Source organism: Curtobacterium sp. ME12, assembly GCF_903970855.1.
GTDB classification, from domain to species: Bacteria; Actinomycetota; Actinomycetes; order Actinomycetales; family Microbacteriaceae; genus Curtobacterium; species Curtobacterium poinsettiae_A.
Map to the genome: position 1 here is coordinate 75,251 of NZ_CAJCKD010000008.1, position 12,278 is coordinate 87,528.

The window sequence follows — 12,278 nt, forward strand, 5'->3', positions numbered from 1 at the left end:
CGCCCCACTGGACCCGCACGTGAACCCCACCTCTTTCGGTCTCTACGACCCTGCCCGCGAATCGAGCGATTGCGGCGTCGGTTTCATCACCCGTCTCGACGGGACACCGAGCCACGACGTCATCCGCAAGGGCGACGAAGCGCTGTGCTCCATCCCGCACCGCGGCGGCAAGTCCGCCGAGGGTGTCGGTGACGGCGCGGGCGTCAGCATCGACCTGTCGGTGGAGTTCTTCAGCGCGATCACCGGCGAGCAGCTGCGCGCCGGGCACTTCGGCGTCGCGAACTGCTTCGTGCCGAGCGGCGCCGGCCCGGCCGCGGACGCCGAGCGCGCGCGTGCGCAGCAGACCGTCACGGACGCCATCGAGCAGCAGGGCTTCGAGCTCCTGCTCGTCCGCGACGTCCCGGTGGACCACTCCGTCGCGCGCCCCGAGGCCGAGCAGTACCAGCTGCCGATCCTGCAGTGGGTCTTCCGTGCACCGTCCGACTGGGACCGCACCGAGGTCGACGCCGCCGCGAACCGCGCCCTGCTCGCGATCGAGGCGGTGTCCTACGCGCAGGCCGCCGCCGAGCGTGCCGAGCACGCCGCCCTGTACCCGCTCTCGCTCAGCGCCCGGACCCAGATCCTGAAGGGCCGGCTGAACTCGGGCGAGGTGATCGGGTACTTCACCGACCTCCGCGACCCCCGGCACTCGGTGCGGACGCTGTACTTCCACACCCGGTTCTCGACGAACACCGAGCCGCACCCGACGATGGCGCAGCCGTTCCGCCTGATGGCGCACAACGGCGAGCTCAACACCGACCGCAAGAACCGGCTGTCGGACGAGGCGCTCGCGCGGGCCCGCACCCGGAGCATCGTGCGTCCGCCCGGGCAGTCGGACTCGAGCCGACTCGACCAGACCCTGCAGAGCCGCGTGTTCGACGACGGGCTCGAGATCATCGAGGCCGTGGTCTCGCTCATGCCGCCGGCGTGGGAGAACGACCGCACCCTGACCCCGGACGTCCGGGACATGCTCGAGTACTTCTCGCTGTACGAGGAGAAGAACGACGGCCCCGCCGCCGTGATCTTCAGCGACGGCGACGTCGTCGGCGCCCGCCTGGACCGCCTGGGCCTGCGGCCGCTGCGCACCGTCGAGACGGCCGAGTACCTGATGGTGTCGTCCGAGGCCGGCCAGGTCGAGTTCGACGCCGACGAGGTCGTCCACCGCGGCCGCATCGAGGCCGGCGGCATGCTCGTCGTCGACCACCGCACCGGCACCCGCATGCGCACGGGCGAGGTGCTGCACATGCTCGCGGCCCGCCGTGACTACGGCGCCCTGCTCGACGCCGCCCGCGTGAACCTGGACGACGTGCCCGCTCCGGACTACGAGCGCACGACGTCCACCCTGGGCTACGACGGCGACCTGTCGCTCGCGGGGCGGTACGTGGCGTACTCGTTGAACCAGGAGAGCTTCCGGTTCATGCTCGACCCGATGCTGCAGAACGGGTCGGAGCGCATCTCGGCGATGGGCTACGGCAACGCGATCAACGCCCTGAGCGACACCGAGGGCGGCATGGCGAAGTACTTCTCGCAGCGCTTCGCCCAGGTGACGAACCCGCCGCTCGACTCGATCCGCGAGGCCGACGGGATGTCGATGCGCGTCGCGCTCGGCGCGAAGCCGGACGGCACGGGCACCACGGGGCGTCAGCTCGTCGTGCAGTCCCCGATCCTCGGGCACCTCGACATGGTGCGGCTGCGCGAGCAGGACATCGTGCCGCTCGAACGTTTCGACATGCTCTACGTGCCGGTGCCCGACGACGAGCAGGCCAACGCCGACGCGGTGCGCGGCGCGCTGGACGCGCTGTGCGACGCGATCGAGGCGTTCGCGGCGCGCGGTGGGGGGATCGCGGTCGTGACCGACCGCGAGGTGTCGTCGACCCGTGCGCCCCTCCCCGTGATCCTGGCCGTGGCCGCCGTCAACCAGCGGCTCATCGAGACCGGTCTGCGCCTGCGGGTGTCCGTCGTCGCGGAGAGCGGTCAGCTGCCATCGTCACACCACGTCGCGACCGCGCTGGGCTTCGGTGCCGCCGCTGTGTACAGCTTGAGCGCTCGGCTGCGTGCGGAGGAGAAGTACCCCGCCGCACCCGCACCCGCCGGCGAGCTGACCGCGACCGACCTCGCACTGAAGCAGTTCCGCAAGGCCGCCGAGAAGGCCCTGGCGAAGACCATGGGCCGCGTCGGCCTCTGCACCGCCGAGAGCTACATCGGTGGCGAGTTCTTCGAGCCGAACTACCTCGACACCGGCGACGACGTGCTCGCGCGGATCTTCCCGCACATGCAGGCACCGGTCGGCGGCGTCGGTTTCGCGCGCATCGCCCAGGCGGCGACGGACTGGCACGAGCGTGCCCGCTCGGTGGCGTCCGAGGGCCAGGTCCCGCTGCTCGGGCTGTTCAAGGAACGCTCCGACGGCGCCGGCCACTCGTTCGGCGTCGCGAGCGTCCGCGGGTTCGGTGGCATGACCGAGGAGCGCCCGGCCTTCGAACGCTCCGGCGACTCGGACGCGCTACGCCTGCTCACGCTCGGCCAGCTCGACGACTCGTTCGGCATCACCGACGCCGCGTACCGGAACACCGGGTACGACCGACTGAGCGATGCCGAGATCGACGCGCACCGCATCACGCCGGGGTACGTCACGTTCCTGCAGACGACCCACGACGAGCGGTCCCGTCGTCCCGCCGCGCTCCGCGACGTGCTCGCGCTGCCCGCGGACGTCACCGGGATCGACACGGCCGAGGACTTCGCCCGCGAGCTCGGCCGCTTCTCGACGAGCGGCAACGCCAGCGTCACCGTGCGCGGGCTCTCCGGCTCGCGTCCGTCGGACGACCAGGACCTGCCGGGAGGCACGGAGCGGTTCCGGCTGGAGCTCACGTCGACGGGGTCCACGGGTGCACTGCGCCACGCGGCACTGGCGGACGGCCTCGCGCTGCTCCACCCGGGGCAGATCGACGTCGACGCCGTCGACGACACCGGGGTGACGCTCCGCGCCACCGGTGCGGCCGTCGCCCTGCTCGCGCTGCTGCAGAGCGCCCCGGCGAGCGTCGGGCTCGACGAGGTGCAGCCGGCCCACGAGATCACCCGGACACTGGCCTCCGGTGCGATGAGCCACGGTGCGCTCGTCGCCACCGCCCACGAGGCCGTCGCGCACGGCACGAACATGGTCGGCGGCATGTCGAACAGCGGTGAGGGCGGCGAGCACCACTCCCGGTACGGCACCATCCGCGGCTCGCGCATCAAGCAGTTCGCCTCGGGCCGCTTCGGCATCTGGGCCGGCTACCTCGCCGACCCCATGCTCGAGGAGCTCGAGATCAAGATCGGCCAGGGCGCGAAGCCCGGCGAGGGTGGCCAGCTGCCCGCACCCAAGGTCACGGTGGACATCGCCGCGGCCCGTGGTGGCACGCCGGGCGTCGAGCTGATCTCGCCGCCGCCGCACCACGACACGTACTCGATCGAGGACCTCGCGCAGCTCATCCACGACTGCAAGGCCGCTCGTGTCCGGGTGATCGTGAAGCTCGTCTCGTCCGAGGGCATCGGCACGATCGCGGTCGGCGTCGCGAAGGCCGGGGCCGACGTGATCAACGTCGCGGGCAACACCGGCGGCACCGGCGCCGCGGCGGTCACCAGCCTGAAGTACGCCGGCCGCTCCGCGGAGATCGGCGTCGCAGAGGTGCACCAGGCCCTGGTCGCGAACGGCCTGCGCCAGAAGGTCACGCTCCGCTGCTCGGGTGCGCACCAGACCGGCAGCGACGTCGTCACGAGCGCCCTGCTCGGCGGCGACAGCTTCGAGTTCGGCACGACCGCGCTCATGATGCTCGGCTGCGTGATGGCGAAGAACTGCAACGTGAAGTGCCCGGCGGGCCTGACCACGAACGCCGAGGCGTTCGAGGGCGACCCCCGCGCGCTCGCGCAGTACCTGCTCAACATCGCCCACGACGTGCGGCAGATCCTGGCCCGTCTCGGCCTGCGCTCCCTGCGCGAGGCGCGCGGCCGGACCGACCTGCTGCAGCTCCTGGACCACCCGGCCAGCGTGGGCCGGCTCGACGCCCGCGCCCTGCTCGCCCAGGTGCCCGAGAAGATCGTCGCGGACCCGGAGTACCTGGAGAAGGACTTCCACACCGACGACGCCCTGCTCGAGCGCGTCCGCACCGCGCTCGTCGACCACGCGCAGGAGCACGTACTCGTGCACGGCGTGCTGCTCGGCAACGCCGACAAGTCGGTCGGCGGCCAGCTCGGCATCGACCTCGAGCGCCTGCTCAACCACGAGCTCGGCGCCGAGGACGTCCAGGGCCTGCCCGCCGTGACGACGGACGACCGCGGACGCCGCCGGCTGGTGGACGGCGCGGTCACGATCCGCACGCAGGGCTCGGCAGGGCAGTCCTACGGCGTCTTCAACAACGACGGCGTCGTGCTCGAGCACACCGGCACCGCGAACGACGGCGTCGGCAAGAGCCAGAGCGGCGGACGGATCATCGTCCGCGCCCCCGGTGGCGGCAGCGCCGAACAGGGCGGCAACGTGCTGGTCGGCAACTTCGCGCTGTTCGGGGCGACCGGTGGACGCACCTTCGTCGAGGGCGAAGCCGGTGACCGGTTCGCCGTCCGCAACTCCGGTGCGACCGCCGTCGTCGAGGGCGTGGGCGACTTCGGCTGCGAGTACATGACCGGTGGCGCCGTCTTCAACCTCGGCGCGTTCGGCAAGGGCCTCGGCAACGGCATGTCCGGCGGGTTCCTGTACCAGTACGACCCGTCCGGCCAGGTCGCCGAGCGGGCCAGCACGGATTCGCTCCTGGTGTTCCCCGTCACCGACACCGAGCGCGGTGCCTTCCACGAGTCCGCCGCACGCCTGCTGCTCGAGTGGCACCTCGAGGCGACCGGTTCGGCCCTGGCCGACCGGCTGCTCGCCGAGTGGGACACCGCCCGAGCGCACGTGTACGTCGGCATGCCGCGTGCCCTGCTGCTCACGCAGGACGCCGGCGAGATCCTCGCGGCGGCGACCAGGCCCGACCTCCTCGACGAGCTCGCGACCTCGATCGCCACCGACAAGCTCCGCGCGTTCAAGCTCGACTACCGCGACCAGCGCACGGTGCTCGACGGCCGTGCCCCGGCGCTCGGCGACCAGGGCGAGGACATGTTCTCGCTGCTGTCGTCGTACACGGTGCTCGGGGTCGCCCAGGACGTCGCCCTCGAGCGCGTCCCGGGTGCGTTCGGTGCCGCCGACCCGCGGGTCGCCGAGGCCGTCAAGAACCTCGTGCTCACCGAGGACTTCTCCGTCAAGCAGCGCGTCGTGAAGTACCTGCGCGGCACGCTCGACCGGTTCGCCGACGACCAGCTCGCGACCCTCATCGCGATCAAGCGGCTCGACGACTACAAGCGCGCGCTCACGCAGCGGAACAACCGCAGCATGGACGCGCCGGGCACCACGGGGTGGATCATGCACCAGAACGCCAAGAACGACGGTCGCGTCCGCGAGGCCCGCTTCGACGAGCTGCTCGCCACCGCGGCGCTCGAGGACATCGCCCGCCGTGCACCGCAGGCACCGACCGAGGCGGTGACCGCGTGAGCCTGCTCCCCCCGACCGGGTCGCTGATCCCCGTCGACGCACCGTTCTCGGCCGCCCAGGAGTCCTGGCTCGCCGGGTTCATCGCGGGCATCGCCGCCGCCGGCAAGAAGGTCGCAGCCAGCGCGCCCACGACGACGATCGACGTGCTCTTCGGCACCCAGACCGGCAACGCCGAGTTCCTGGCCGACGAGCTCGTCGCCGGCGCGAAGGCCCGCGGACTCGGCGGTCGTGCCAGTGCGCTTGACGCCGTCACCCCCGAGCAGCTGGCCGAGATGTCGCACGTGCTCGTCGTCACCTCGACCTACGGCGAGGGCGAGATGCCCGACAACGCCGGGCTGTTCTGGGACGCCGTCCAGGCGAGCACCGTGCCGCGGCTCGAGGGGCTGCAGTACGCCGTCCTCGGACTCGGCGACACGAGCTACGACGAGTTCTGCCAGGCCGGCAAGCTCCTCGACACCCGGTTCGAGCAGCTCGGCGCGACCCGCATCCACGACCGTGTCGACTGCGACGTCGACTTCGAGGACCCGGCCGCACTGTGGACCGCGGCGGTCCTCGACCGCCTCGCCGCCGAGGCCGGCGCGACAGCTGCACCCGGCGCGACCCCGGGCGGTGGTGCCGGCGACGGTGCCGGCGCGACCGGCGGGGCGGGCGCGAGCCGTGCCTCCCGGCCGGGGTCGCAGTGGAACAAGCGCAACCCGTACCCGTCGCGCCTGGTCGAGAACCGGCTGCTCTCCTCGCCGCGCAGCGCGAAGGAGATCCGGCACTACGAGTTCGACCTCGGCGACTCGGGCATCGAGTACGCGGCCGGCGACGCCCTGGCGGTCGTGCCGGTGAACGACGAGGTCTTCGTGGCCGACCTGCTCGAGCAGGTCGGCGCGAACGGCGGCGAGGCGTTCGACGGCCGGCCGATCACCGAGGTCCTGCGGACCGACCGTGAGATCCGGACGCCCTCGAAGGACCTGATCGCCGACCTGGTGCAGCGCGCGCCGTCGAGCGAGCTCGCGGCCGTCGTGGCGCACGGCGACAAGCACGAGCTGGACCGCTGGCTCTGGGGACGCGACGTCCTCGACCTGCTCCGCGACGCCGGCCCGGCCGCCCCGGGACTCGACGAGCTGCTGCCGAACCTGCGGCCGCTGCAGGCGCGCCAGTACTCGATCTCGTCGAGCCCGCTGGCGCACCCGGACCGCATCCACCTGACCATCGCGTCGGTGCGCTACGGCGACCCGCACCGGATGTACGCCGGCGTCGCGTCGACGTTCCTGGCCGACCGGGTCGACCCGGACGGCACCGTCGACGTCTACCTGCAGCCGAACGTGTCGTTCGGGGTGCCGGCGGACGAGTCGGCCCCGATGATCATGATCGGACCGGGCACGGGGGTCGCGCCGTTCCGCGGGTTCCTGCACGAGCGCGCGGTGTCCGGCGCGACGGGGCGCAACTGGCTGTTCTTCGGCGACCAGCACCGGGACACCGACTTCGTGTACCAGGACGAGCTCACCGAGCTGCAGGAGCAGGGTGTGCTCGACCGCCTCGACCTGGCGTTCTCGCGCGACCAGGCCGAGAAGGTCTACGTGCAGACGCGGATGCTCGAGCGCTCGGCGGAGCTGTTCGCCTGGCTCGAGGACGGCGCCCACCTGTACGTGTGCGGCGACGCCTCACGCATGGCGAAGGACGTCGAGGCCGCACTGCTCCAGGTGATCCGGACCGGACGCGGGCGCGGCGAGGACGACGCGCAGGCCTACCTGGCGGACCTGCGTCGCGCGAAGCGGTACGTGCGCGACGTCTACTGAGCCGCACACGGCGTGCGGCCCGCGTGACGGCGGAGCCCCGTGCGGGTGCGACGGCGGCTCTGCACGCAGGCCTGATGAGTCCGCCCCGGCCACGGAACCCGAATCCGATGGCCGGGGCGGTCCCGGAGGAGCGCCGGTCGATGGGGGCGGACCGGCGGGCCCTGCAGTGTGACGCACGCGTCGTCGACGCACAGCGTCGGTGATGCGTGCAGCGAGTCCCCTGATCCGGGACTCGCGTCCCTCGCGATTCTCGGCGACCGGTGGTTGGTCGGCACCGGACTCGCTGTGCGTCACGGACTGTTCGGGTTCCCCTCCTGCCGCGGACTCTGTCAACACCGGAGCCCGAGCAGACCGGTGCGGGGGACGACAGCCGACCGCGGTACGGAAACGGTACGACGGTGGAGAGTCCGAGCGGAACCCGTTGACCGGGACCAGCGCACGTGCTACCGCGCCGGGACCAGCGCACGTGCTACCGCGCCGGGATCAGCGCGCGGTGCTCCCGCTCGGTGTCCCCGAGGCGTCGTCCGCGTCGCCGGGCGCCACCGCCCGCGACCACGCGGAGTCGGCCGCCGTGCTGGTGTCCTGCGGCTCCGGGGTCAGCACGAGCCCGGACCCCGAGGTGGCCGAGGCGTAGAGGTCCTCGAGCCAGCTGCGGTTGATCGACGGCACCCGGCTGCCGGTGAACTTGAAGTGCAGGCTCACGTTGGGGTTCAGCCAGATCGTGCTGCGACCGTTGCCGTGGACGACGTCGTCCTTCCACGAGAACGCGAAGCGGTGATCGCGCCGGAGCATGTTGACGATGACGATCTGCAGGTGCGTGAGCGCGCGGTCGTCGATCCGCAGGTCGAGCGGTCGGCCGTCGTAGATGAGCTGCCCCATGGCTCCTTCTACTCCTGTGTTCCGGTGTGCGCGAGACCGGACGCCCAGTTCGTGATGGTGCGGTCGAACCAGACGGCGTCGACGTTGCGCTCCCAGGCGTGCTCGGCGGGTTCGCTGACCGCCAGTGTGACCGTGCCGGGGTGGGCGTCGGCGAACTCCTGACTGGCCGAGAACGGCACCGTGGTGTCCCCGGTGGAGTGGATGAGCAGGGTCGGGGGCAGCCGCCGCGGCGCACGCAACCAGGACAGCTCCCGCACGTCGACCGGCGAGCGCAGCCCCACCAGCCGGCAGAGGACCGGCGTCGCCATCGCCCCGAGGGCAGCGCCCACCACGGGGCCCGGCAGCCCCGCGCGACGGGCCTGGGACCGGACGGTGACGGCCCAGTCCAGTGCCGGGGCGACGAGCACGATCCCGGCCACGCGGTCGCGGTGCGCCGAACGGGCGAGGAGCTCGTGTGTGATCGTCGCGCCCATCGACCACCCCACGATGACGAGCCGTTCGGCCCCGTTCGCGACGGCGTGGTCGAGCGCCACCTCGACGTCCGCCCACTCGCGCGTGCCGAGGTGCGAGGCCCGGCCCTCCCACGGGGCCTCGCCGTCGCCGCGGAACGACGGGACGATCGAGGTCCAGCCGAGCTCGAGCGCCGCGGGGACGGTCCGGAGCGCGGTGACCCGGGTCGTCCGGATCCCGTGCACGTGGACGGCCCAGGTCCGGGCGGCCGCAGGGTCGGCACCCTGCGCAGCCCCGCGGTCCGGGCGTGCAGCACCGTCCGGCCCGGGCCGCACCACCCACGCTGGCGCCGGCCCCACCGGCGTCGGCAGCGACACCTCGGACCAGTCGACGTCCATCGCCGCCGGGTCCGGGTACACGTGCCCGCTCCACCGCACCCGCGACGACACCGCGCCGGTCGTCCGCACCACGGCCCGGCGCACGAACCCGGCGGCTTCGTCGACCTCGAGCACCGGCCCGACGGTGGTGTGCCCCGGGCCGTCGTGCCACAGCCCGTACTCCCCCGGCCGCACGGTGTCGTCGGTGATCGGCAGCCGCACGGAGTCCGCGTCGGACTCGATCACGGGCGTCCACCGATGGCCACCCGGCAGCACGATCCTGCCGACGACCTTCCGCAGGACGACCAGGACCGCCAGGGACACCGCCGCCAGCACCACGAGCGCTCCGAGCACCCACCACACGATCGTCACGCCGTCATCCTCCGAGGTTCCGGGTCAGGGTCCGTTCCGCCGACCGCACCTGCGCGAGTTCGGCGTCGTCGAGGGTCCGTCCCTGCACCTCGGCGTCGCGGATCGCGATGACCAGGTCGTAGGTCCGGGCCTGCGGGTCCCCCGGCCGCTCGACCGCCCGCACCGCGTGCCGACGGGCGATGCGGCGCAGGCGTCGGTGGTGCCCGCGGTGGCGCAGGTCACGGCCCCACCGCCGGAACGTCAGCGAGGCCATCGCCACGACGATGAGCACGATGCCGAGGTAGAACGGCGGGTCGAAGGCCAGGCGCAGTCCGTCCCGCACCCCGGCCGGGAAGAGTCCGAAGTGGTCGGCGGTGAGCGAGGCGACCTCGTCGACGCTCGCCACGACGACCAGGGCGAGCCCGACGCGGAACACCACGAGCGCCACCGGGTTCTGCAGCACGCCGCGGCGCAGTGTCGTCGCGGCGATCAGTCCCACGCCCACCATGTACACGGTCGCGTAGAGCCACATCGGGGTCTGTTCGATCTCGCGCACGATGAAGTGGAAGTCGGTCCCGCCACGCTCCTCGACCAGCAGGAACGGCACCGTGAACGCCACGACCACGAGGAGCAGCGCCACAGGCCGTGCCAGCAGTGGGCGCTCCGGCAGGTCGTCCGTGCTCGCGCGCAGCATCAGCCAGAACGCGACGGTCGCGCAGACGTTCTGCACCAGGTTGATGAGGTTCGAGCCGCCCAGGGCACCGTCGAGCGCCGGCTGCGGCACGACGCTGCCGAGGGTCAGGAGCCCGAGCGCCCCGACGCCGGTGGCGCCCCAGGCAGCCCGACCACGGGGGTTCCGCAGCACGTACGGCGTGCGGGCGAGGAAGATCAGCGCCGCGAACCAGAAGGCCGCGGCGTGCAGGACGGCCATCAGCCGTAGGCCCGCTCGTCCGCGCCCGTGGCCCCGGCGAGCAGGACGGTCGCGAGCTCGTAGGCGAACCGTTCGGCGAAGTGCTCGTCGTCGTCGGAGATGCTCACGAGCCCGGAGTCGGCGTCGAGCGCGCGACGGCAGACGTGGCCCCCGGCGGCGAACTCGGCGACGGACGACCGGGTCGGTGTGCCGACGTCGCCGTGCACCAGGTGCCCGAGCTCGTGCAGCACGCAGTGCATGCGGTAGAGCGGCGGTGCGCCGGCCGGCACGAGCACCAGGTTCTCGTGCTCGAACTGCGACACGAGCGCGGTGAGCGGACCCCAACTCGGCCCGTCGACGTCGACGACGCGCGTGGGCTTGCCGACCATCCGACCGACGCCGCTCACCACGTCGGACAGCTGCGGTGCACGAGGCAGGGTGGCCACGAGGGCACGGACGGCACCGGACGCACCCAGCTGCTCCGCCATCGCCCCTCCGATCTCCGCGGCAAGACTACCGGCAGGTCCCCCTTGCGGACGAGACCGGCCGGACGTAACCTACAACCAAATGGTTGTACGAATCGAACTGTCCGACGCCGAGGTCGACCGGGTGTTCCACGCACTGGCCGACGCGACCCGTCGTGACATCGTCCGGCGCACGCTCGTCGGGTCGTCGTCCGTCAGCGAGCTCGCGGACGCCTACTCGATGTCGTTCGCCGCCGTCCAGAAGCACGTCGCCGTCCTCGAAGGAGCCGGACTCGTGAGCAAGGAGGCCCGCGGCCGCACCCGCATCGTGCGCGCCGAGCCGGAGCAGCTCGACCGGGTCCGTGCCCTCCTCGACGCCTACGGCCGCCTCTGGCACCGCCGGATGGACCGTCTGGGCGACCTGCTCAACGGCGACGCGTCCGGACGCCCAACACCAGACGACACCTGACGACACCAGGAGCGATGATGCCCACCACGTCCGTCCACACCGATCCCGACACCCGCTCGATGACCCTCGTCGCCGAGTTCCCCGTCCCCGTCGAACGCCTCTGGGCCGCCTTCGCCGACCCACGCCAGCTCGAGCGGTTCTGGGGACCGCCCGCGTTCCCCGCGACGTTCACGACGTTCGACCTGCGCCCCGGTGGCCGTGCCGACTACCGGATGACGTCTCCGCAGGGCGAGCGGTTCCACGCCGTCTGGCAGGTCACCGAGGTCGACGAGCACCGTCGCATCGTCTTCCGCGACCTGTTCACCGATCCGGAGGGCACGGTCGACGAGTCGCTCCCCACCAGCGAGACCGTGTTGTCGTTCGAGCCGGCCGACGACGGCTCGCGGGTCACCGTGGTGTCCTCGTTCGCCTCGACCGCCGACCTCGACGCGATGCTCGAGATGGGCATGCTCGAGGGCTACCAGCAGGCGTTCGGCCAGCTCGACCGGGTGCTCGCCGACCTGCGCGAGTGGGCCCTCGGTGCGGGCACCGAGACCGAGGTCCTCGACGACACCCACGTCCGGATCACCCGGGCGTTCGCGGCACCGAGGCACCTGCTCTGGCGCGCGCACACCGAGCCCGACCTGGTGCGCCGGTGGCTGCTCGGACCCGACGGGTGGGAGATGACGGTGTACGAGAACGACCTGACCCCGGGCGGCGCGTTCCGGCAGGCCTGGGCGCCGACGGGTGACACCGAGGGCGAGCCCTTCGGGTTCGAGGGCGAGAACCTCGTCGTGGAACCGGAACGCCGGATGGTGTCGACCGAACGCATGACCGGGGCGCCCTTCCCGCCGAACACGAACGACCTGCAGTTCGACGAAGCCGACGGCGTCACGCTCATGACCCTGCTCGTCACCTACCCGGACCGCCAGCAGCGGGACGCGATCCTCGCGACCGGCATGACGGAGGGCATGGAGGCCAGCTACCGGCGGCTGGAACGCGAGGTCCTGTCCGCAGCGTGA

At 72.3% G+C, this 12,278-nt stretch carries 8 protein-coding genes; 4 read left to right on the forward strand and 4 right to left on the reverse strand.

Annotation, left to right across the window (positions count from 1 at the left end; translation table 11 throughout):
* Positions 1–19: 19 nt before the first annotated feature.
* Positions 20–5,590 carry a glutamate synthase-related protein gene (locus tag H7A73_RS06215; RefSeq protein ID WP_182065144.1) on the forward strand — a complete coding sequence of 1,857 codons (5,571 nt, stop codon included), beginning with the start codon at positions 20–22 and terminating at the stop codon, positions 5,588–5,590.
* Entirely contained in the window at positions 5,587–7,377 is a 1,791-nt protein-coding gene (locus tag H7A73_RS06220; protein WP_182065145.1) for a sulfite reductase subunit alpha, read from the forward strand. Before H7A73_RS06215 ends, H7A73_RS06220 begins: the two co-directional genes overlap by 4 nt.
* Before the next feature lie 483 nt (positions 7,378–7,860).
* Here H7A73_RS06220 and H7A73_RS06225 read toward each other — a convergent pair whose 3' ends face one another.
* The 4 genes from H7A73_RS06225 to H7A73_RS06240 are packed head-to-tail and all read right to left on the reverse strand — an operon-like array spanning position 7,861 to position 10,832.
* A complete protein-coding gene (locus H7A73_RS06225) occupies positions 7,861–8,256 on the reverse strand; it encodes an ATP-dependent DNA ligase (protein ID WP_182065146.1) in 396 nt (131 codons plus the stop codon).
* Between the two features lie 8 nt (positions 8,257–8,264).
* On the reverse strand, positions 8,265–9,455 hold the full coding sequence (locus H7A73_RS06230; RefSeq protein ID WP_182065147.1) for an alpha/beta hydrolase family protein: 1,191 nt from the start codon (positions 9,453–9,455) through the stop codon (positions 8,265–8,267).
* A 4-nt stretch (positions 9,456–9,459) separates the two neighbouring features.
* The gene (locus H7A73_RS06235; RefSeq protein WP_182065148.1) at positions 9,460–10,365 is read right to left on the reverse strand and encodes a hypothetical protein; all 906 of its coding nucleotides are present in this window, start codon (positions 10,363–10,365) and stop codon (positions 9,460–9,462) included.
* Positions 10,365–10,832 (reverse strand): hypothetical protein, encoded by a 468-nt coding sequence (locus H7A73_RS06240; protein ID WP_182065149.1) that lies wholly within the window; start codon positions 10,830–10,832, stop codon positions 10,365–10,367. The genes H7A73_RS06235 and H7A73_RS06240 overlap by 1 nt, the downstream gene beginning before the upstream one ends.
* A 79-nt stretch (positions 10,833–10,911) precedes the next feature.
* On the opposite strand from H7A73_RS06240, the gene H7A73_RS06245 reads away from it, so the two are divergent.
* Positions 10,912–11,277 (forward strand): ArsR/SmtB family transcription factor, encoded by a 366-nt coding sequence (locus tag H7A73_RS06245; RefSeq protein ID WP_182065150.1) that lies wholly within the window; start codon positions 10,912–10,914, stop codon positions 11,275–11,277.
* A gap of 17 nt (positions 11,278–11,294) precedes the next feature.
* Positions 11,295–12,278: an SRPBCC family protein gene (locus H7A73_RS06250; RefSeq protein WP_182065151.1), complete on the forward strand. Its 984-nt coding sequence runs from the start codon at positions 11,295–11,297 to the stop codon at positions 12,276–12,278.